Source organism: Nocardia sp. NPDC050712 (genome assembly GCF_040654295.1).
GTDB lineage: Bacteria > Actinomycetota > Actinomycetes > Mycobacteriales > Mycobacteriaceae > Nocardia.
Window position 1 is genome coordinate 402,487 of the sequence record NZ_JBFAHT010000001.1, and the last position, 21,621, is coordinate 424,107.

17 protein-coding genes are annotated in these 21,621 nt (G+C 71.7%); 6 read left to right on the forward strand and 11 right to left on the reverse strand.

Annotated elements, in window-relative coordinates:
- Positions 1–63: 63 nt before the first annotated feature.
- The 5 genes from AB0H76_RS01925 to AB0H76_RS01945 form a co-directional block, all read right to left on the reverse strand.
- Positions 64–2,124 (reverse strand): ADP-ribosylglycohydrolase family protein, encoded by a 2,061-nt coding sequence (locus tag AB0H76_RS01925; RefSeq protein WP_357316005.1) that lies wholly within the window; start codon positions 2,122–2,124, stop codon positions 64–66.
- Between the two features lie 386 nt (positions 2,125–2,510).
- Entirely contained in the window at positions 2,511–3,692 is a 1,182-nt protein-coding gene (locus tag AB0H76_RS01930; RefSeq protein WP_357316008.1) for a VWA domain-containing protein, read from the reverse strand.
- Complete coding sequence (locus AB0H76_RS01935; protein WP_357316011.1) at positions 3,689–5,911, reverse strand: DUF5682 family protein; 2,223 nt, start codon at positions 5,909–5,911, stop codon at positions 3,689–3,691. Before AB0H76_RS01935 ends, AB0H76_RS01930 begins: the two co-directional genes overlap by 4 nt.
- Entirely contained in the window at positions 5,911–7,008 is a 1,098-nt protein-coding gene (locus tag AB0H76_RS01940) for an AAA family ATPase (protein ID WP_357316014.1), read from the reverse strand. The genes AB0H76_RS01935 and AB0H76_RS01940 overlap by 1 nt, the downstream gene beginning before the upstream one ends.
- Positions 7,005–9,578 (reverse strand): DUF5691 domain-containing protein, encoded by a 2,574-nt coding sequence (locus AB0H76_RS01945; protein WP_357316017.1) that lies wholly within the window; start codon positions 9,576–9,578, stop codon positions 7,005–7,007. Before AB0H76_RS01945 ends, AB0H76_RS01940 begins: the two co-directional genes overlap by 4 nt.
- Positions 9,579–9,975: 397 nt before the next feature.
- Here AB0H76_RS01945 and AB0H76_RS01950 point away from each other — a divergent pair, with 397 nt between their 5' ends.
- The 3 genes from AB0H76_RS01950 (at position 9,976) to AB0H76_RS01960 (ending at position 13,421) form a co-directional block, all read left to right on the forward strand.
- Positions 9,976–12,393, forward strand: coding sequence for an AAA family ATPase (locus tag AB0H76_RS01950; protein ID WP_357316020.1), 2,418 nt, complete (start codon positions 9,976–9,978; stop codon positions 12,391–12,393).
- An 83-nt stretch (positions 12,394–12,476) separates the two neighbouring features.
- Positions 12,477–12,830 (forward strand): hypothetical protein, encoded by a 354-nt coding sequence (locus tag AB0H76_RS01955; RefSeq protein WP_357316022.1) that lies wholly within the window; start codon positions 12,477–12,479, stop codon positions 12,828–12,830.
- A gap of 192 nt (positions 12,831–13,022) precedes the next feature.
- The gene (locus AB0H76_RS01960; protein ID WP_357316024.1) at positions 13,023–13,421 is read left to right on the forward strand and encodes a YchJ family metal-binding protein; all 399 of its coding nucleotides are present in this window, start codon (positions 13,023–13,025) and stop codon (positions 13,419–13,421) included.
- On the opposite strand, the gene AB0H76_RS01965 is transcribed toward AB0H76_RS01960, so the two are convergent.
- Complete coding sequence (locus AB0H76_RS01965; RefSeq protein ID WP_357316027.1) at positions 13,414–14,994, reverse strand: carboxylesterase/lipase family protein; 1,581 nt, start codon at positions 14,992–14,994, stop codon at positions 13,414–13,416. The two genes, AB0H76_RS01960 and AB0H76_RS01965, sit on opposite strands and share 8 nt — an antisense overlap.
- Before the next feature lie 107 nt (positions 14,995–15,101).
- Between AB0H76_RS01965 and AB0H76_RS01970 the strand changes: the two genes are divergently transcribed.
- Positions 15,102–15,326 (forward strand): zinc ribbon domain-containing protein, encoded by a 225-nt coding sequence (locus tag AB0H76_RS01970; protein ID WP_357316030.1) that lies wholly within the window; start codon positions 15,102–15,104, stop codon positions 15,324–15,326.
- Here the strand turns inward: AB0H76_RS01970 and AB0H76_RS01975 are convergent.
- Entirely contained in the window at positions 15,323–16,195 is an 873-nt protein-coding gene (locus AB0H76_RS01975; RefSeq protein WP_357316032.1) for an NAD(P)-binding domain-containing protein, read from the reverse strand. The two genes, AB0H76_RS01970 and AB0H76_RS01975, sit on opposite strands and share 4 nt — an antisense overlap.
- 49 nt (positions 16,196–16,244) lie before the next feature.
- On the opposite strand from AB0H76_RS01975, the gene AB0H76_RS01980 reads away from it, so the two are divergent.
- The gene (locus tag AB0H76_RS01980; protein WP_357316035.1) at positions 16,245–16,646 is read left to right on the forward strand and encodes a MerR family transcriptional regulator; all 402 of its coding nucleotides are present in this window, start codon (positions 16,245–16,247) and stop codon (positions 16,644–16,646) included.
- On the opposite strand, the gene AB0H76_RS01985 is transcribed toward AB0H76_RS01980, so the two are convergent.
- From AB0H76_RS01985 to AB0H76_RS02000, 4 genes are all read right to left on the reverse strand, one after another.
- Positions 16,643–16,918 carry a SelT/SelW/SelH family protein gene (locus tag AB0H76_RS01985; protein WP_357316038.1) on the reverse strand — a complete coding sequence of 92 codons (276 nt, stop codon included), beginning with the start codon at positions 16,916–16,918 and terminating at the stop codon, positions 16,643–16,645. The two genes, AB0H76_RS01980 and AB0H76_RS01985, sit on opposite strands and share 4 nt — an antisense overlap.
- 15 nt (positions 16,919–16,933) lie before the next feature.
- Positions 16,934–18,241 (reverse strand): cytochrome P450, encoded by a 1,308-nt coding sequence (locus AB0H76_RS01990; protein WP_357316040.1) that lies wholly within the window; start codon positions 18,239–18,241, stop codon positions 16,934–16,936.
- 103 nt (positions 18,242–18,344) lie between these two features.
- On the reverse strand, positions 18,345–19,055 hold the full coding sequence (locus AB0H76_RS01995) for a TIGR03089 family protein (RefSeq protein ID WP_357316043.1): 711 nt from the start codon (positions 19,053–19,055) through the stop codon (positions 18,345–18,347).
- A gap of 3 nt (positions 19,056–19,058) precedes the next feature.
- Positions 19,059–20,498, reverse strand: coding sequence for an LCP family protein (locus tag AB0H76_RS02000; RefSeq protein ID WP_357320307.1), 1,440 nt, complete (start codon positions 20,496–20,498; stop codon positions 19,059–19,061).
- A 174-nt stretch (positions 20,499–20,672) separates the two neighbouring features.
- Here AB0H76_RS02000 and rfbD point away from each other — a divergent pair, with 174 nt between their 5' ends.
- On the forward strand, positions 20,673–21,509 hold the full coding sequence (gene rfbD, locus AB0H76_RS02005) for a dTDP-4-dehydrorhamnose reductase (protein WP_357316046.1): 837 nt from the start codon (positions 20,673–20,675) through the stop codon (positions 21,507–21,509).
- The last annotated feature ends 112 nt before the right edge of the window (positions 21,510–21,621 follow it).

Genomic DNA, 21,621 nt, shown 5'->3' on the forward strand with positions numbered 1-21,621 from the left:
CAGCGCAACCGTTCACGGGCGCCGGGACCTCATGGTTCCGGCGCCCGTTCGCGTACGACCCGCTCAGGCCATGTGACGGTGGAACCACTCCTCGCTGGGCCCGCCGTAATCCCCGCTGGGCGGATTCGGGCCGAATTCGCTGCAATAGTCACCGGCGAGCCCCTCGATGACGGTGCCTACGTCGACCCCACGCCAGGGGCGCGGAATCGCGGAGGCGCCGAAGCAGGCGCCCAGGATGCTGCCGCAGATCGCGCCGGTGGCGTCACTGTCGCCGGAGTGGTTGACCGCGAGCAGGATTCCGGTGCGCAGGATCTGTTCGGCGGAGCCGCCGGCCGTCTGGGCGGCCAGCGCCGCGTAGACGCCGATGGCCAGCGCCTCCGGCCCGATCCAGCCGGGGCCCAGGGTTTCCAGGTCCTCCGGGCGGGGCGGGCGCGGGCCGACGCGATCGGCGAGCCGCAGCGCGGCATCCAGCGCGGCCGAAGTCTCCTCGTGCCGTTCGTATTTGCGGAGCTCGGCCCGGGCCCGGTGCACGGCGGCGCGCAGGTCGGTGCCGCGGACCAGCTCGTAGACGATGACCGCCAGGGCGCCCGCCGGCAGCCAGCCGCTCGGATGACCGTGGGTGAGTGCCGCGGCGTCGCAACCCAATTCGAAGACGAACTCGACCGCCAAGCCGGTGCGGTCGAGCAGATAGCCGAAGCCGCACGGTGCGGAGCGCGCCACCGCGGCGCAGCCCTTGGAGTCGTTGACCGGGTTGGCGCGGGTGCCCAGCGGCTCGGCGGGCTTTGCGCGGGCGCCCGCGCGCTGCAACGCCGAGACGGCGGCGAGCCCGGACCCGCGCTGCGCGAGCAGTTCCGGATGGGCCGCCAGCCGGCTGTGCAATTCTTGCTCGGGGAGCTCGACGCCCTGACCGCGCAGCCACACCAGGAAGCCCTGCTGCATCAGGCCGAGCGTCGCGCCGCCGATCCCGCCCTTGGCGCGGGCCCGGACCGAACCCTTGATCAGGGCTTCGACGGTGAACAGCGCGAGCTGGGTCTCCTCGGAGATGGCGCCGTCGAACGGGTCGCCGATCACCCCGTTCGGGCCGTAGCGCCGGCGAATGTCGGCCAGCGGCAGGTTTTCGACCGGTGCGCCCAGTGCGTCGCCGACCGCGCCGCCGAGCAGGCAGCCGTGCACCCGATCGGCGACCGCGCGCAGCGAACTCGGCCGAATCGGCTCGGCCGGCGGCGCTTTCGGCGGCTCGCGATCCGGCTGGGGAATCCTGGGGATATCCCGGGTCGGCCGGGGTTTGCGCCACGCCTCCAGGGCCGCCTCGGCGAAATCGCAGCAGGTGCGGAAGCGCTGGTCCGGGTCCTTGGCCATGGCCTTGGCCAGCACCGGGTCCAGGGCGGCGGGCAGGTCGGGGCGGGCGGTGCGCAGCGAGGGCGGCGGTGTCTTCACGTGCCCCCAGACCACCGCCGCGATATTCGCGGCGTCGAACGGGCCGGTGCCGGTCAGGATGCGAAACATGGTGCAGGCCAGCGAGTACTGGTCGGCGCGGTGGTCGACCGGCGCGGAGGTGAGCTGCTCCGGCGAGGCGTAGGCCAGGGTCGCGACCAGCGTGCCGGTGCGGGTGAGACCGCCGGCGTCGCCGAGCAGCTTCGCGATCCCGAAATCGGTGAGCAGCACCCGCTCGGTGAAGCCGGGACCGACACCGGCCGAGCGGGACAGCAGGATATTGGCCGGCTTCACATCCCGGTGCAGGACGCCCTGGCTGTGCGCGTAGTCGAGCGCGCCCGCCGTCTGGTGCAGGATCTGCATCGCCCGCGCCACCGGCATCGCGTTCACCGGCACCGCCGAGGTGTCGACGCCGTCGACGTACTGCATCGAGATCCAGAGGTGCTCGTCCTCGACGCCGCGATCGAACACGGTGATGATGTTCGGGTGATCCAGCTGGGCGACCAGATCGGCTTCGCGTTCGAAGCGGGTGCGGGTCTCGTTGTCGCCGAACAGTTCCCGGTGCAGGAGCTTGAGCGCCAGGAGTTTCGGCAGCCGGGGATGGCGGGCCGCGTAGACCGCGCCCATGCCGCCGCGGCCCAGCTCGCGTTCGATCACGAAGCCGGCGAATACATCACCACGGCGCAACATCCGTGCCCCCCACATCCAGCGAGCCCAACGCTTGGAGCCTATCCAACTCCGGCGCGGGCGACGGGGGACTGTCCCGATGCAGGCGCCAAAATCCCACGTCAGTGCGGGTCTCGCCGCTACGCTCGGTTAGCTGAAAGTTAGCCATCCCCGACCGAGGAGCACCTGTCATGGTAATTCTGGAGACCGTTCTGACCCTCGTCACCTCCGTGCTCGATCTCGCGAGCCAGCTGTCGGCCTTCGGGTCCTGATGGAATTCGTGCTCTCCGCACTGTCCGTGGTGACCAGTGTGCTCGGCGCCGTCGTGACGGTGCTGGAGCTGGTGGGCGCGCTCCTCTGAGCTGCCGGCCCGAGGTCCCCCGGGTTTCGCCCGGGGGACCTCGGCGTCGCTACCGGTCGCGCGCACGCGTCTGCGCCCAGGCGTGCACATCGCCGCGATCGATCGCGACGGCGAGCAGCTCCGGGAAAGCGTCGGGTGTGCAGGCGAAGGCGGGGACGCCGAGTGCGGCCAGGGCGGCCGCGTTGTCGTGGTCGAAGGCGGGCGCGCCGTCATCGGAGAGGGCCAGCAGCACCAGCACCTGAACTCCGGATTCGCGCATCGCGTGGATCCGGCGCAGCATCTCCGCCCGGATACCGCCCTCGTACAGATCCGAGATCAGCACGAACAGCGTCTCGGCGGGCCGGGTGATCAGCGACTGGCAGTAGGCCAGCGCCTGATTGATGTCGGTGCCGCCGCCGAGCTGGGTCCCGAACAGCACGTCCACCGGGTCGGTGAGGTGCTCGGTGAGATCGACGACCTCGGTGTCGAAGGCGACCAGCGAGGTCCGCAGCGCGCGCATCGAGGCCAGCACCGCGCCGAACACCGACGCGTAGACGACACTGGCCGCCATCGACCCGGACTGGTCGATCGCCAGCACCACATCGCGCCGGACCGCCTGCGCGGTGCGCCCGTACCCGACCAGGCGCTCGGGCACCACGGTGCGCTGCTCGGGCAGGTAGTGCGCGAGATTCTTGCGAATGGTCTTGTCCCAGTCGATATCCCGGGGCTTGGGCCGGGTCGTGCGGGCCGCGCGGTTCAGCGCACCCGACACCGCCGCCCGGGTGTGCGCGGCGATCCGCTGTTCGATCGCCCGCACCACCTGATGCACCACGACACGCGCAGTCGCCCTCGTGGTTTCGGGCAGCACCGAGTTCAGGCCGAGCAGCGTGCCGACCAGGTGCACATCCGGCTGCACGGCCTCGAGCAGTTCCGGCTCCAGCAGCAGCTGGGTCAATTCGAGCCGATCCACGGCGTCGCGCTGGAGCACCTCGACCACCGTCGAGGGGAAATAGCGCCGGATATCGCCGAGCCAGCGCGCCACCCGCGGCGCGGAGCCGCCGAGGCCGCCCGCCCGCTTGCCCTCGGCGTCCCCGGCGTTGTACAGGCTCCCCAGGGCCTGATCCATCGCCAGATCGTCGGCGTCGGCCAGCCCACCGGCCTCCGCCTCGGCGGCGGCGCCCAGCACCAGTCGCCAGCGGCGGGCCTGCTCGTCCGCGGTGGTCGTGGGCTCGGTCGTGTCGTGTCCGCTCATCGGGTGGCTCCGAGTATTTCGGCGACCGTGGTCAGCGCGGGCATGCCGCGGAACTGGTCGGCGGTGGGAGTTGTTGTGCTGGGCGCGGTTTCGGTGTGGCGGACGGCCTGGGCGATGGCGCGGCGTTCGCCGGGTTCGAAGGAGCCGAAGGTGCGGCGCAACAGCGGCAGGGTCTCGACGAACTGGTCCGGGGTCAGGCTGTGCAGCCAGGCGTCGATGAGCCGCAGCAGTTCTCGGTCGTGCACGAGCAGCAGACCGCGGCTGCCGAGGAAGCCGTCGATCCAGGCGGCCTTGGCGGCCGGGCTGTGCCCGACGGACAGGGCGGCGGAAAGCCTGCGGGCGGACTCGGATTCATCGATGCGCCCGGCGTCCGACAGCAGGCGGACCGTGCGGCCGACCAGCGCGCCGTGCACGTCCTCGCGGTCGGCGAGCCGATGCAGGGCGGCCAGCCACTCGGCACCGGCCCACGGGTTGTCGCGGGTGTGGATGGCGGTGTGGGCGGCATCGAGCTGGTCGCGCAGATGCTCGGCGGCGGTGGTGTCCAGGCCGGTGACCGCGCCCGGCAGGCCCGCGCAGATGCGCACCAGCAGGCTGTCGGCGACGTGGGTCAGCGCGGTGGTGTCGGTGCCGCGGACATCGCCGTAGCGCAGCGTGCCGACCAGGCCGGGCAGCGCGGCGAGCAGGTGGGTGACATCGTGATCCAGTGCCGCAACGGTTTCCAACCGGGTGATCAGACCGGTGGTGGCGGGGCCGAGGTCGGCCAGCAGCGCCGATTCCAGGGCCTCGGTGAGATCGGCGAGCCCGGTGCCGGGGCGGGCGGCGGCGTCGAGCACCTTGGCGGTGGCCGCGGTGGCGAGCGTGGTGCCCCAGCGCGAAGCCTCGATGACGGCGACCGCGAACTCCGGGCGCCAGCGCAGCGACCAGCTCTCGCGGAAGGTGCCGGTGCCCCGGATATCGCTCGATACCGCGATGCCCCAGGGGATTCCGAGCAGCCGCAACCGGTGCAGCAGCTGCGAGCGCTGCCGCTCCCGGTCCTTGCGCAGATCCAGATCCAGCGCTTTGGCCTGTGGCTCCTGCTTCAGGCGCAGGGTGCGGATCCGGGCGCGCAGATCGGCATCGAGCGGCACCGCGGGCACGCCCTCGGGCACCGAACCGAGCGCCTCGCCGACGACCAGTTCGGCGTCGACGACCCGCACCAGGGCCTCTTCGCCACCGCACATGACCGACCGCACCGCCTCGGTCACCTCCGGCAGCCCGGCCAGCGGCCGCTCGCGCAGCACCGCCAAAGTCTCGGCCAGCCGCACCGATTCGATGACGTGCGCGCTCGACACCGGCAGGTCATGAGCCCGCAGCACGCCCGCCACCCGGGTCAGCCAGCGCGCCACCGGCTGTTCGGGCGCGGTGAACAAATGGTGGTACCAGCCGGGCGAATCGATACCGGCCCCGTACCCCGACGCGGTCGCCAGCCGCGAATGCGTCCACGGCACCCACGTCACCGTCGCCTTCACTTTCGGTAACCCTTTGAGCCGCCGCGCATCCGGCGCGGCGGGCCCCAGCTCGCCCTCGAGCGCGGGGGCGTGCCACGCTCCGCACACCACGGCCACCCGCCGCGCGCCGCCCTTGATCGTCTTGCGCAGCACCTGTCGCATGTACGCCTCGCGCAGCAACGTGTGCGCGTCCACCCGCGGCATCGCGTTCGAACCGGTCCCGGCGGGCTGGCGCAGGACGGCCATGGCCTCGGTGATGGCGTCGAAAGCGTCCAGGTGCGGTGCGGATTCGAGGACGGTGTCCCACCAGCGTTCGGTGTCCTCGTGGCCGGCCGCGGCCGCGAGTTCGGCGACCGGGTCGACGCTGTCACCGGATTCCTCCCGGGTGGCCAGCACGGTGCCGGCCGGGATATCGCAGAAGCGCACGGGCACCGCGTGTTCCGCGGCGTAGTGCAGGGCCTGCCATTCGGGGGAGAACACGGCGAAGGGCCAGAAGGCGGCGCGGGCCGGCTGGTCCGGGACGTAGGCGAGCAAGGCGACCGGCGGGGTCATGCCCTCGGCGGCGGCGAAGCCGACGAGCGGGTCCGCGTCCGCGGGGCCCTCGATCAGGATCGAGTCCGGGCGGAAGTCGTTGAGTGCCAGCAGAAGTGAACGCGCGGATCCGGGGCCGTGGTGGCGGATGCCGAAGACGCGGGTGACCGCCTCGGCGTCGTCCTGGTCCGGGGCGGTCATCAGCCGCTGATCTCGCGGCAGGCGCGGTAGAAGTCGGCCCACTCGGGGCGTTCGCGGACCACGGCCTCCAGGTATTCGGTCCAGACGACGGCATCGGCGACGGGGTCCTTGACGATCGCGCCGAGGACCGAACCGGCGACATCGGCCGGGCGCAGCGTGCCGTCGCCGAAGTGCGCGGACAGGGCGATGCCGTTGGTGATGACCGAGATGGCCTCGGCGGTGGACAGCGTGCCGGACGGGGATTTGAGGGCGGTGCGGCCGTCGGCGGTGCTGCCGGAACGGAGTTCGCGGAAGACCCGGACCACCCGGCGCACCTCGTCGGCGACCGGAACTGCGGGCAGTTCCAGTGCGGCGCCGAGCTGTTCGACGCGCCGGGTGACGATGGCTACCTCGTCGTCCTCGCTGGCGGGCAGCGGCAGCACGACGGTGTTGAACCGGCGGCGCAGTGCCGAGGAGAGCTCGTTGACGCCGCGATCGCGATCGTTCGCGGTGGCGATGAGATTGAAACCCTTGGCGGCCTGCACCTGGATGCCGAGTTCGGGTACCGGCAGTGTCTTCTCCGACAGCACCGTGATCAGCGCGTCCTGGACATCGGAGGGGATGCGGGTGAGCTCCTCGATGCGGGCGATGGCGCCCGTGCGCATCGCGGTCATCACCGGCGAGGCGACCAGGGCGCCCTCGCTCGGGCCCTCGGCGAGCAGGCGCGCGTAATTCCAGCCGTAGCGGATGGCCTCCTCGGCGGTGCCCGAGGTGCCCTGCACCAGCAGCGTCGACGAACCGCTGACGGCGGCCGAAAGATGCTCCGAGACCCAGGTTTTGGCCGTTCCCGGCACCCCGAGCAGCAGCAGCGCGCGGTCGGTGGCCAGGGTGGCGACCGCCACCTCCATCAGGCGGCGCGGGCCGACGTACTTCGGGCTGATCACGGTGCCGTCGTCGAGCACACCGCCCAGCAGATAGGTGACCACGGCCCACGGCGAGAGCCGCCAGCCGGGCGGGCGCGGGCGGTCGTCGGTGGCGGCGAGGGTCGCCAGTTCGGCGGCGTAGGTCTGTTCGGCGTGCGGGCGCAGCAGCTCCGGCACGAGATCGGTAGTGGTCACTGCAACTCCTCGAGCATCATCGAGCGGTGGGTGAGATCGCGGGTGAGCCGATCGAATGCTTGCCGCCAGCCGGGGTCTTCGCAACGCCGGGCCAGCACCTCGGCCATCCCGGCCGCGGTGGCCGGCAGGTGCGCGGCCGCCGCGACCAGCAGGGACCGGTGCGCCGCCGGACCGGCGCCGTGCGCGCCGACCCGCTGCGCCGCGACCCGGGACCGCTCGAACAGCAGCAGCAAGACATGCTGGGCCAGCGGATCCGGCCATGGATGCCCCATCGCGGGCAGTAGCGCCTCGATCTCGGAGAACCAGGCCCCGTCCAGCCGCAGCAGATGCCGCACCCGATCGTCCTCGGGCAGCAGCGCGAAGAGCTCGCGGCGCCGCAGCAGCGCCACATCCGAGGGCACACCGGCCTCGAACAGCGCCTTGGCCCAGCCCGAATCATGCTGCGCCAGCGCCGCATCCACCCACCCGTCGAACATCGGCTGCCGGAACCGCTCCTGCACGCCCACCCGGATGACGTCCTGGGGCGTGGCCGGGCCGCGCAGCGTTTGCCAGTGGGGGAGCGGGGTCGCGGCAACCAGTTGCCGGAGTCGGCCGGCAGTGGGGTCGGGGGTGCCGTTCCAGCGGTAGGTGAATTCGACCGGGCGGTCGAAGATTCCGTCGCGGCGGGCGTCGGCGTCGAGCGGGTCGGGGAGGTGCAGAACGAATGCCGTTCCGCCGGGTGCGGATTGGATGTCGATCCAGGCCTGTGCGCGGGTGGTCATGCGCTGGGCGAAGGCCGAATCCGGCAGCAGCGCGAGCAGCCCGGAGGCGGTGCGGCGGACGTCGGCGCGGCGATCGTCCAGCGCGGCTTCGAGTAGCGGCTCGTCCTTCGCCGACAGCTCTGTCGAGAGTACGTCCAGCAGTTCGGCTTTCAGCGTTCCGGATTCTTTCGGCCAGGCCTGGGCGAGCGCCTCGCGGGCCGCATCCGGATGCTGCTCGCGCAAACGGGTGAGCCAGGCCAGCCGCTGGGCCGGCTTCCCGGTGCGCCAGATCTCCTCGGTCGCGAGCAAGGCACTCTCGGAAAGATTCGGCCACTCCAGTTTTCGCCAGTCCGGATGCCGCGCCGCCAGCCACCGGCCGCGCGGGCCGGCCAGGCGCAGCAGCAGCGGGCGCAATCCGGCGTGCGCGCTGGCCTGCTCGAGCAGCAGGGCCGACAGCGCCTCGGGCGCCCGGAAGTCCCGGGGCGCTGCCGCTTCGAACCATTCCGGCAGGAACACCGAGCGCTCCCGCAGCATGGTGGCCAGCCGCCGGGCCGCGGCGGCCGGTAGCAGCCGACGGGAATCGTCGGGTGCGGGCGCCGGCAGCTCGGCGGTGGTGGCGAGCGCGCCGCCGCGGGTGAACGCGTCGTGCAGCGCGACCGATTCGAGCAGCAGCGCCGCCGGATCGCCGGACAACCGGCCCGATACCGCGCCGACCGAAGCTTGCAGCTGTGCGATGTCCACCGCCCGCCGCGCGGTGCCGAGCAACGCGACCGAAGTCAGGTGCTCGCTGCCGAAAGCCGCCGCACCGCGGGCGCTCTCGGGCTCGAGATCGAGCACCTCGCCGCTGGTGAACACCGACATCGGCACCAGCCCGGCGGCCGTCCACTCGCCGATCACGGTGACCGGGTGCCCGCCGGAGATCGCGAGCAACTGCCAGGGGCGGGCGCCCTCGGCCAGCGGCAGCGCCGAACCATCGGCTTCGGCTACCTGCCAGCCGTTCTCGCCGGTGACCGGCACGACGTCGGGGACGAGGACCGGCCACGCCCACAACCACGGGTCGGCAGCCAACGCGTGCGCTTGCGCCGCCAAGGCGGCGGCAACGGGCCCGGCGTTCTGTGGATCGGCATCCCGAGCGGGCGTCGTGGGGGCGGGTAGACGGGGAATCGTGGTGAACGGCTCGTCCGCGCCGTAGCGCTCGCCCCACAGGGCGCGCAGGGGTGCCGCGGCCGGGTAGTAGTGCAGGTCCGCCTCGGCCGCCAAGCCCAGCGCGGGGGTGTTCTTCGGGAACTCGGCGGTACCGAAACTGTGGTCGACCAGCAGGGCCCAGCGCCCGCTTCGGCGGCCGCGCAACCAGGTTCGGCGGGTGTGCAGGCGTTCCTCCTCGGTGATCCGGACGCCGAGCACCATCCACTGGTCGCGCACGGTGGGTTCTTCGCGCACGCTCGCCGTGCGGGTGGGATAGCCGATGTGGGTGCGGACGCTGGCGCGCAGGGGCGCGGGGAGGTCGTCGAGGCGGCGGTGGGCGGCGACGAGCAGATGCAGGCGCGCGTACTCGCGCAGTAGTAGGCCGGGCCAGTCGGTGCGGCCCGCCAGCAGCTCCGGCAGCCGGCGCAGCATCGCCGCCACGCCGGGCGCCTGCGCGTCGACCATGCGCGCCGCGATCGCGGCGAAGGCGCGCTGGGATCGATCGGATTGGGCGAGCCCGGTGCGCACCTGATCCCCGAGCCAGATGTCGAGCTCGGCCAGCCCGGCCGCGACCCGCACCTCGCGCTGCCGCGCGGCCGCCGTGCCGGGCGGCCCCACCTGCGCGTCGGCCGGCGCGGCGCTCATCGAGCGGCTCCGGATCGGTCCTGGTTCATGGCGCCCCCATCTCCTCTGTTGACCGAATTCCTACCCGACGCCACCGACAAGCGACAGCCGTCGCCGCGGACCCCGCTGCGCGCCCGCCGGATTCGACTGGAACCGCCCTCTTGCGCTGGATGTCCGATATCTGGCATTCTGTTCTGTTCGGCTCCGTCCGAGCCACCCAATTCGGGTGCCACACTTCGAGCTGCCCGCGTGGGTTGGCGAGGGGTGGACATCGAGTGCGGGGGGTTCATTCGATGGCCATACCATCCCCGCGGGCAGATTCGGAGGCTTGTTTCCGGCCCCCGCCTACGGTGGGCGAAAATCCCGCTGTCGGGTAGCGTTTCGCTCGAATTTGCCGATCGGGGTGGAGGGTTTTCGTATGGCCGATGCGGCCACCGAGGCGGTACCGCGCCTGACCGAGGTGGTGGCACGCCGCCTTGCCGAGGATCCCGCGGTCACCCCCGATGTCGTGCACGCCGTGCTGCGCGCGCTGGGTGGCGTCGAAACCGAGGACCGGACAATCGGTTTCGCGGACACGGGCATCTTCCTGAAAGCCATCCGGGTCTGCGGTTTCCGCGGCATCGGCCCGGAGACGACGCTGGAGCTGGCCCCCGGCCCGGGCCTGACGCTGGTGGTGGGCCGCAACGGCAGCGGCAAATCGAGTTTCGCCGAGGCCGCCGAGCTCGCGCTGACCGGCGGTAATCGCCGCTGGGACGGCCGATCCGCGGCCTGGCGGGAAGGCTGGCGCAATCTGCACGCCGGCGACACCACCCGGATCGAGCTGCAATTGCTCACCGCCGGTAGCGATCCCGAGATCACCATCGTCAAGGAGTGGGGCCCCGACGCGCAGCTGGCCGAGGCCCGCTGGACCGAAAACCGCCGGGCGCGGGCGAATTCGCGCTTCGATCCGACCCGCTGGTCGCCGGTGCTCGAGCTGTACCGCCCGTTCCTGTCCTACAGCGAGCTCGGCGCGCTGGTCGACGGCAAGCCCAGCGATCTGTTCGACGCGCTGCACCAGCTGCTCGGGCTGGACGAACTGACCGTCGCGCAGGAGCGAATCCGGTCCCGCCGCTTGGCTTTGGAGCGCGCGGCGCGCGATTCCCGGGTGGAGCGCGTCGCCCTGGTCGACGCCCTGGACGCGCTCGCCGACGATCGCGCCACCCGGATGGCCAAACTGCTGCGCCCGGCCCAGCCCGACCTGAACGCGGTGGGCCGCCACATGTCCGGCCGCACCGACGACGCGGACGGCCCGGACGGCCTGCGCGCCATCGTCCGGCTCGCGCTGCCCACCAGCGAGCAGGTGGAGGAGATCGCCGACCGGCTCGCCGCCTGCGGCGCCGACCTGGCCCGCGACGCCACCGCCGACGCCGAAGCCGACCTGCGGGTGCTGGAGTTGTTGCGCCGCGCCAGGATTCACGCCGACGCCAGTGGCGACTGCGCCTGCCCGGTGTGCGGGCGCGGCACCCTGGACGCGGCCTGGGCCCGCGCGGCCGACGCCGAGATCGCGCAGCTGGCCGCGCGGGTGGACGCGCTCACCACCGCGCAGACCCGACTACGCGAGGCCACCCGCGCCGCGCGGGCGCTGCCGGATCAGGTTCCGGCGGAACTGGATTTCGATCCGCGCAACCCGCCGACCGTCGACACCACCGCGGTCCACCGCGCCTGGTCGGACTGGGCCGCGCTGACCGCCGCCGACTACACCCCCGATCTGCCCCAGCGGTTGCGCGGCGCGCACGCCCGGCTGGTCGACGAACTGGCGCTGCTGCAACAGGGCACCCGCAAGGAACTGGACCGGCTCGACGAGGTGTGGGCCCCGCTGGTGCCGCGCATCGCGAGCTGGCTGGACACCGCGCGCCAGGTCGCCCTGCGGGCCGGCGAATTGCGCACCGTCAAACGCGCCGAGGACTGGCTGAAGTCGGCCACCTCGGGTCTGCGCGACGAGCGCATGTCGCCGCTGGAGACCACCGCGCGCTGGGTGTGGCGCACGCTGCGCCAGCAGAGCAACGTGGAACTGGGCGGAATTCGCTTGCAGGGCAACACCGGAACCGCGCGCCGGGTACTGCTGGACGTCACCGTCGACGAGGTGGAGAGCGCCGCGCTCGGCGTGATGAGCCAGGGCGAACTGCACGCGCTCGGCCTGTCGCTGTTCCTGCCGCGGGCCACCGTCGAGCACAGCCCGTTCCGCTTCGTCATGATCGACGATCCGGTGCAGGCCATGGATCCGGCGAAGGTGGACGGCCTGGCCCGGGTGCTGGCGGCGGTCGCCGCGACCCGGCAGGTGATCGTGTTCACCCACGACGAGCGGCTGGCCGAGGCGGTGCGCCGGATGCAGCTCGCGGCCCGGGTGGTGGAGGTGCAGCGGCGGGAGCGGTCGGTGGTGGAGGTGCGGGTCTCCAGCGATCCGGTGCGCCGCTACCTGGACGACGCACGCTCGCTGGTGCGCACCCCGCAGTTGCCGCCCGCCATCGCCGACGAACTCGTCGCCACCTGCTGCCGCTCCGCGGTGGAGGCCGCCAGCCAGGCCCGGGCGCGGCACACGCTGCTCGCCGCGGGCATGCACCATCGCGAGGTGGAACGCCATTTGGAGGCGGCGCACACCACCCGGGCCATGGTGGCGCTGGCGGTGATGGGGGTGACCTACAACGTCGACCACCTGAACGCCCATCTCGCCACCGAGGAGAAATGGCTGGTCCCGGCGCTGCGCGATGTCACGGCCGCCGCGCACGTGCCGATCGATCGCACCATGCGGGAGTTGATCACGAGCACCGAGCGGCTCATCGCCTGGCTGGGCAAATGACCAGCCCGCGGCACCACGGTTCCAGCGCGTCCCGCCGTCCGTCGCGCTCGCGCCGCCCCAGGCGCCGGCCACCACGCCCGACGGTGGCCGAACGCTTCGAGGCCGTGGACCGGCTCCTGGACGGCGACGTCACCGACGCGGGCGGGGTGTGGTCCCGCGCGACCGCGTGGATTCTGCGCCTGGCCCTGGAGCAGGCGGTCGATCAGCTGTGGCTGCGCACCACACCGGAATTGGCGCGCTGCCCGATGCGCGCGCAGCTGCTGGCCCTGCGCGTCTACGCCGGGCCGGACACCGCCGCGCAGGTCGCGACGGTGTGGGCGGCGCTGTCGCGGGCCGCCCACCATCACGACTACGAGCTGGCGCCGAGCGTCACCGAGCTGCGCCGCTGGCGCGAGCAGACCGAGGCCATCGCGGCGGTGCTGGTCCGCATCGAATAGCTCAGAACAGCAGCGGACCCCCGAAGATCGTGCCCAGCCAGCGCAGCACGTTCGACGCAAGCCCCGAGCCTGTACTCAACGGACTGAATGGACCCATCTCCAGCTCCCTTCTCCGTACGTTGCAGGTGATTCGGCGCGCCAGGGCCCGTGGACCGGTGCGCCGCACCGATTCGGCACTGGGACAATCACACCATGGCTGAGTCGCAGTTGTGCCCGTGCCGGCGCGGAGAACCCTTCGGCGCGTGCTGCGGCCCGCTGCTCGCCGGTCAGCGCCCCGCGCCGACGGCCGAGGCGCTGATGCGCTCGCGCTACACCGCGTTCGCGGTCGGCGACACCGGCTATCTGCGGCGGTCCTGGCATTCCGCGCACCGGCCGGCGGAGCTCGACCTCGACCCGGACCAGCGCTGGCTGTTCCTGGAGATCGTGCGCACCGAGCGCGGCGGCCCGTTCGACGACACCGGCGTGGTGGAGTTCGTCGCGCACTACCGCGCCGACGGCGGGCGCGGCCAACTGCACGAGGTCAGCCGGTTCACGCGCGAGGACGGCGCCTGGGTGTACGTCGACGGGGAGATCGAACCGCCGGTCAGCTGAAGCCGACCGCCTGATCGCCCCAGGCCGCGTGCAGATCGCGGTCGGGGTTGTCCACGACGCGGTCGATGGTGTCGATCAAAAGCGTGGTCCGCGAGGACGGGCGGTAGGGCGGCCAGTGCTTGGAGCCGTCCAGCGCGGCGGGCACCCCGTGCGCGGCGAAGGCCAGCCAGCGCCGCATCACCCGACCGGAGACCTCGCCGGCCACCTTGCGCCCGCCCAGCCAGAAGGTGGGATCGTGGTTCAGGGTGCCGAAATTGCCGAAGACATAGGGCAATTCGGTGGCGTGCCCGGCTCCGACCCGGGCCGCGCGCAGCATCGGGGTGGCGTAGTCGAAGCGGTAGGTCCAGGTCGGGGAGTGCTGTGCGTGCGCGTCGGCCACCCAGTGCGCCGGCATACGGAACGCCGCGTCGGTCGACATCAGCAGGGCGCCACGGGTTTTCGTGAGATCCGGATACGCCGAGGTGATTTCGGCGATGCGCTCGGGCGACATACCGGGATGGCCGGCTGCCACGTCGTGCAGCATGACGTTCACCGCGTCCGGCGTGACCGGCATGATCGGGGAGCGGAACAGCCGGAACAGCGAGGCCTCGTCCTTGTTGGTGCCGATCATCAGCGGCATCCGGTGCGAGCGGCCGAGCTGGAACCGGTGAATCGGATACTCCGGCAACAACTCTCCGTCCACCACCGGCGCCGCCGCCAACCGGCCGGGCTCCTTCATCGGCACCTCGTCCATCAGCAGGCCGGCCGCCTGGACGAGCCGGTCGATGGGCAGGTCGATCAGGTCCATGGCCTGGGCGGGCGCGAGTTCCAGCAGTTCCAGCAGGCGCTGCGCGACGCCCGCGGCGCGCTCCCGGCTCAGCACCGTGGTCGCGGGCGGGCTCTGCGCGATCGCCTTGTGGAACAGGCCGCTGGTGCGCGGCGCGGTCAGCAGCGCCGTGACACAGCCCGCGCCCGAGGATTCGCCGAACAGCGTCACGTTGCCGGGATCGCCGCCGAACGCGGCGATGTTGTCGCGCACCCACTCCAGCGCGGCGATCTGGTCGTGCAGGCCGAGATTCGGGGTGAAGCCGTGGAACAACGAGGACAGGTCCAGGAAACCGAGCACACCGATGCGGTAGTTGACGCTGACCACCACCACGTCACCGGTCTCGGCGAGCTTGCGGCCGTCGTAGATGGCCTGGGCGGCGGTGCCGAGACAGTAGGCGCCGCCGTGCACCCACACCATGACCGGGCGCGGATCACCGGACGCCTTGGGGCCCACACTGTCCGGGGGCGACCAGACGTTCAGCCACAGGCAGTCCTCGCCCATGGTCAGCACCGAGTCCACGGGAACCATGTTGCCCATGGTCTGCGGGGCGATCTGGCCGAACAGCGCGCAGTCGCGGATACCGTCCCAGCGTTCGGGGGGCACCGGCGGCTGGAAGCGTTTCGCGCCGGTCACCGGGGCCGCGTAGGGGATCGAGCGCCAGACCGCGACGGGCCCGTCCCAGTGGCCGCGGACCCGGCCCGAGGTGGTGGGGACGACCGGGCCGTCGAGGGCGGCGTCGGATTCGGTTTCGAACTGCGTCGTCATAGCCCGCACCTCCTATCGGCACCCGGTGATCCTCTTCGAGAGTACTTCCAGTCGGTTACGGCCGACGGTAGCCGCACGGAACGTCGGCCAGGCGATACGCTGACCCGATGCCGAGCTACAACTTCCGGTGCCGGACCTGCGGGGACACCTTCGAGGTCACCCGGCCGATGGCGCAATCCTCGAATCCCGCCGCCTGCCCGGGCGGCCACGACGACACCGTCAAGCTGCTGACCACCTTCGGCACGGTGAGCCGCGGCGGCGCCGTGCCCGCCGCGGCCGCGGCGCCCCGTCCGGCCGGTGGTGGCTGCTGTGGCGGCGGCGGTTGCTGCTAGCGGGGCTTCTCGAATTCCGCGATCAGCACGGGATATTGCTCGCCGCCGTGCCCGGCCGCGATCGAGCGCTGGGCCATCGCCTGGATCAACCGGGGTAGTTCGGCGTCGACGCCCAGCGCCTCGCTCTCCGCGACGAGGTGGGCCATCGCCCGGGCGTCGGTCTCCAGCGCCGACACCTCGGCCGGGAAGGCGCCGCGATCGACCTGCTCGGCGTAACCCGGTAGCCAGTCGGCCACCCCTGCCGCGATCTGCCGCGCGAACGGCGCGAAGGTCGCCGCGTCGACCCCGGCGGTGCGCAGCATGGCCGTGCCCTGCAACCAGGCGTTGAGCACGCTCCACATCATGGCCAGGCCGGCCATGTCGTAGAGCGGCGCCAGCCCGTGGTCCGCACCGAGGTAGCTGACGGTGCCCAGGGCCGCGAGCACCGGCTCGTGCGCCTCGAAGTCCGCCTGGGGACCACTGTGCAGCACCACCGCTTCCGGGGTGCCGATCGCCGGCGGGACGGCCATGATGGCCCCGTCCAGGTACCGGGCGCCGCGCTGCGCGGCCCACTCGGCGGCCGCACGGGCCTGGGCGGAGGAGCCCGAGGTGAGATTGATCAGGGTCGCGCCCGCGAGGTCGGCCTCGGCGAGCAACTCGTAGACCGCCGGATAGTCGGTGAGGCAGAGGAGGGTCACCGACCCGGCTCGCACCGCCTCGGTGACGGTCGGGGCCGGCCGGGCACCCTGGGCCACCAGGTCGTCGGCTTTGGCGGCGGTACGGTTCCACACGGTGGTGGTGTGCCCGGCTTTCAGGAAGGCGCCGGCCAGCGCGCGGCCCATCAGTCCGAGGCCGAGAACAGTGACTGAGCTGGTTGTTTCGTTGGTCATGGCACCATCGTCAACGTTGATACCGGTGTGAAGGTCAAGTGAGGTTCTGATGCTGATCGGGGAATTGAGTCGCCGGACGGGCGTCAACGCGCATCAGTTGCGCTACTACGAATCCCAGGGCCTGCTGGAAGCCGACCGCGGCGCGAACGGCTACCGCGACTACGCCGAAGCCGCGATTCTGCGGGTGCAGCAGATCCGGCACCTGCTCGCCGCCGGGCTCTCCTCCGAGGACATCGCCTATCTGCTGCCGTGCGCGGTCGGCCCGGCGCCGGAACTCGCGGGTTGTCCCGAACTGCTGAGCGCGATGCGGTCGCGGATGGCCCGGCTGGAGGAGCAGCTGGCCAAGCTCGCGCGCTCCCGCGACGCGCTGGCCGATTACATCGACGCGGCGGAGCGGACGGGCGCCGAGCACTACCCGCCGTTCGACGAGCCGGCCCGGGTCCCGGCCTAGGCCGGGCGGTCGGCGTGGCCGAGGTCGCGGTCCGGCGCGACCTTGTCCCGGACCCGCTGCTTGAGCACCGCGATCTCGGGGAAGCCGCCGTCGGCCTTGCGTTCCCAGATCTGCTCGCCGTCGACGGTGATGCGGAAGATCCCGCCCGCCCCCGGGACCAGCGCGACCTCGCCGAGGTCGGTGCCGAAGGTGCTCAGCAGTTCCTGGGCCATCCAGCTCGCGCGCAGCAGCCAGCGGCATTGGGTGCAGTACTCGATCGCGACGCGTGCCATGGCGGCAACGCTAGTTCACACCACCGAGGTCGCGGGGGCGTGGGCGCTGCGGCCGAGCCGGACCGGCAGCCGTTCGTAGCCGTGCAGGGTGAACAGCTCGCGGCGCTGCGGCGGGCCCGCCAGTTGCAGGTCGGGGAACCGCTCGAACAGCGCCCGCAGCGCGTAGGTGGCTTCCATGCGGGCCAGGCTGGCCCCCAGGCAGACGTGCACGCCGCTGCTGAAGGTCAAGTGGTCCTTGGCGTTCGCGCGGCCCACGTCGAACCGGGTCGGATCCTCGAAGACGCCCGGGTCGCGGTTCGCGCCCGCGAGCGAGACCACCACCGTATTGCCCTTGCGCAGCGGGATGCCCGCGATCTCCACGTCCTCCAGGGCGGAGCGGGCCGTGGTCTGCACCGGGGCGTCGATGCGCAGCACCTCTTCCACGGCGTTGGGCCACAGCTCAGGTTCGGCCCGCAAGCGCTCGAGCTGGTCGGGGTGCGAGAGCAGTTGCACCACGCCGTTGCCGATGAGGTTGACGGTGGTCTCGAACCCGGCGCCCATGAGCAGGCTGGCGGTGGCCTTCAAGCCGTAGGTGTCGAGCTCGCCCGCGGTGACCAGGCTGGAGAGGATGTCCTCGCCGGGCTCGCGGCGCAGCCGCTCGATATGCCCGTCGAGGTAGGTGTTCATCACCTCCATGGCGTCGAGGGCATGGCGGTGCGCCTTGCGGGAGATGCCGATGTCCAGCAGCGGGGTGGCGGCATCGCCCCAGTTCAGGAACATCTGCTTGTCTTCGCGCGGGAAACCGAGCATCTCGGAGATGATCGCGATCGGCACCTGCGCCGCGAAGGAGGCGATGAGGTCGGCTGATCCGCCGGCGGGCAGTTCCGCCAGCAGTTCCTCGGTCACCGATTCGACCCGGTCGCGCAGCCGGCCGATGGCGCGCGGGGTGAACGCCGCGGCGACCGGGCGGCGCATCTTCGTGTGGTCGGGCGGGTCGATCACCAGCATGGACGGGGGCTCGACCGGGTTGGGCGGCAACGGATAGCGCTCGGTCAGCCGGACCAGCGGCGCGGGCAGATCGAAGTTCTTGTTCGCGCGCACCCCGAAGCGGTTGTCCCGCAGGATCGTCCGCACCAGTTCGTGATCGGCGCTGGCCCAGGCGATCGGCGTCTTCACCAGCCGGCCCTGGCCGCGGAGCTGCTCGATCAGCGGGTACGGGTCGGTGAAACCCTGGCGCCCGCCCATCAACTGCGCGAACGGGTGCCCGCGGCGGGCCTGGCTGCGCAGGACCAGCCGGGGCAGGCCCTGCACGGAAAACCACTGGAACCAGTACTGCGGCTTCATCGCTCACCAACCTCGTCGTTGTGGATAGCTCCACCGTACGGATCGCTGTGGCGGCTGAGAACGTTCTCCGGTTGGACGACCGACCTATACCTGGGTAGGAGCCTCAACGCTGCGCGGTGACCCTTTCGGAGGCGATTCGCCGATCCCGCGCGGCCGGATCGGGATTCACGACCTGCACCAGCGACGCGCCCGCCGCCAGCACGGCCACGAAGCCGTCGATCAGCTCGGCCGGGGTCTCCCACGGCGTGCTCGACAGCACGCGGTCACCCTCGCCGAAGCCCTGGCGCATGGCCGACCGCCTGGCCTCGGCGAACACCTCGGCGACCGGCATACCGTCCAGCGCGACGCCCGCGCCGCGCGGCAGGAACTGGTCGCCGTGCACCCGCACGTGCGTGGCGAAATCGGTGACGCCCAGCGGCAGATCCCGCACCGGCGCGCCCATCGGATCCAGGGACAGCGCCGCGACCTCGGCGATGTCGTCGGTCTCGGCCAGGCGGGTCGCGGTCACCAGGGCGAGCTCGGCATCCGGGTCCGGGCCGAGCACCACTTCGGCGCCGGCCCACCAGCAACCCAGCAGAACGGCGGCCGTCTGCCAGTGCGCTGGCAACAACACAGCTACCCGCGCGCCGGGGGTCAGGCCGAACTCGTCGCGAATCAGATTGGCGGTTTTGGCCGCCCAGTTCGCCAGTGTCAGCCCGGACAGTTCGATCCGGGCACCGCTGGCGTCGTCGTAGTAGGTGACCCGCGGTGCGGCGGGCTCGCGCGCGAGGATCGGATCCAGCACCAACTCGGTGAGTGTCGTGTGCTCACGCATTGTTCAGTTCACGCATTTCGGTCCGTTCTGGCCTGCGGAAATCGGTGGAGCGGGTGGCACCGGCGTCGCCGAGGTGGACGACGAACCGGTGAAGTCGAACATCGAGCTCGCACTCGAGCCCGGACCAGAATAGTCGCTTGCCAGCACGACGCTGATCGCTTCCGGTGACATCATCGGGTCCGCCACCACCGTGACACCGCCCAGCACCCGCGCGACCTCCTTGGCCCGGGGATCGGTCGTGCTCGCCGCGAGCACCCGGGTGCTGGTCACGCTGCCGCCGTTGTAATTGCCGACCTGGCCCGGCTGGAAGCCCTTGGCGCCCAGCGCCTGGGATACCTTCGAGGCCAGCCCGCCGACACCGCTGGCGTTGAGCACGTTCACCGTCACGGTCGTGGCGTCGAAACCGACGTCCTCGGCCTCCTCCTCGTCGGTCTTGCCCGCCACCAACGAGGACACGAACGCCTTCACCATGCGCGGCTCGACCCGCACAACGGACTCGCCGTTGCTGGTCATGCCGTTGAGGTCGGCGACCGGGATGGTCTCGAACCGGACGTGCCCGCCGGACAGGTCCTTGAGCTGCTTGAGGAACGAGATCACATCCCAGCTGCCGTCCAGCACCACGGTGCGCCCGACGGCGTCGCTGAGTTCCTGCAACCGCATCGGATTGCTGAGCGTCTTCGCACTGAGCATCTGATTGGTCAGCTGGGCCAGGAACACCTGCTGGCGCACGATCCGGTCGATGTCGCCACGCGGCAGGTTGTGCCGCTGGCGCACGAAGCTCAGCGCCTCCGGGCCGTCGAGGCGCTGGCGCCCGGCGGCGAAGTCCGCGCCCGACATCCACTCGTCCACCGCCTCGTTCAGGCACACCTCCACGCCGCCGACGGCGTCGGTGAGCAGCACGAAGCCCAGGAAGCTGATCTCGGCGTAGTGGTCGACGGTGAGCCCGGTCAGCGCGCCGACGGACTTGATCAGGGCTTGCCGTCCGGCCTGCGTGGACTGGGTCTCGGCCTGGGATTCCGACTGGCCCTGGGCCATCAGTTTCTCTTTGGTGGTCAGCTTGGTGGCGCCGTAGGCGGAGTTGATCTTGCTCGACCCGATGCCCGGCACCTCGACGTAGCTGTCGCGGGGGATGGAGATGGCGGTCGCGGACCGGCCGTCGTTGGGGACGCGCACCAGCATGATCGTGTCGGTGTTCGTGCCGACCTCGTCACCGGCGTGCAGCATGGCCCGTTCGGCGGCGCTGAGCGGGTTGCCGTGCGCGTCGGTGCGGGAATCCACGCCGACCAGCAGGATGTCGGTGGCGCCGTCGCGCTGCCCGCCCAAGCCCAGGTCGCTGATCCGCTCGATACCCGAGACGAACGAATCGACGCTGCGCCAGGCGAATCCGGTGAGCACGAGCACCAGCGCGGCCCCCGCCGCCAGCACGACGCGGCCCAGGCTCATCGATCTGTCTTCCGTCACTTTCAGCGTCCTTCCAACTGACCCGATGCCCCGACTTCCGGTGCTCCCGCAACCACTCCGAACGCCTGCCCCCGGTCTTGCTGGGGCTCAAGGCTAACCGGCGGTTACCGCACCGGAGCGCACCTGCGGGTGTCACGGCGTGCCAGACTGCACCCCGTGCCCGAATCGTTTGCTCACCTCGTCGTGACCGGCGCGCGCGGCCAAGTCGGGCGGCAGCTGCTGCGCCTGGCACCCGGCGCGCGCGCCTACGGCCGCGATGATCTCGACATCACCGACGCCGATGCCCTCGGCGCCGTGCTGACCCCGGGAACCGTGGTACTCAACTGCGCCGCCTACACCGCCGTGGATCAGGCCGAATCCGACCCCGAGGCCGCCTTCACCGCCAACGCGACCGGACCCGCCGTCCTCGCCGCCGCCTGCGCGCGGGCCGAGGCCCGGCTCATTCATCTGTCCACCGACTATGTCTTCGCGGGTACCCACAATCGGCCCTACGACACAGGCGATACGACCGCACCCGCAACGGTTTACGGCCGTACCAAGCTGGCGGGTGAGCAGGCCGTCCTGGCCTCCGGCGCCGCCGCCCACCTGGTGCGCACCGCCTGGGTCTACTCGGGGGAGCCCGGCGATTTCGTCGGCACGATGCGCCGGCTGGAACGCGAGCGCGACACCCTCGACGTCGTCGACGATCAACTCGGCGCGCCCACCTATGCCGCCGACCTCGCGGCCGGCCTGCTCGAACTCGCCGGGCGCCCGGACGCGCCCCGGGTGCTGCACGCCACCAACGCCGGCCAGGGCACCTGGTTCGATCTCGCCCGCGCGGTCTTCGAGGAGGTCGGCGCGGATCCGGCCCGGGTGCGGCCCTGCCCCTCCTCGGCCTTCCCGAGACCCGCACCGCGCCCGGCCTATTCGGTGCTGTCGCACCGCTCCTGGGACGAGGCCGGACTGACCCCGCTGCGGCCTTGGCGCGAGGCGCTGCACGCTGCGCTGAGCTGACCCCTAGATCAGCCAGAATTGAACGGCGCGAACAGGTTTCAGTTATCGACCGGTTGTCCCCGCGGACTCGGGGACGCACGGTCGAGTTTCGGCGACTACGCTTCGGTGCCGT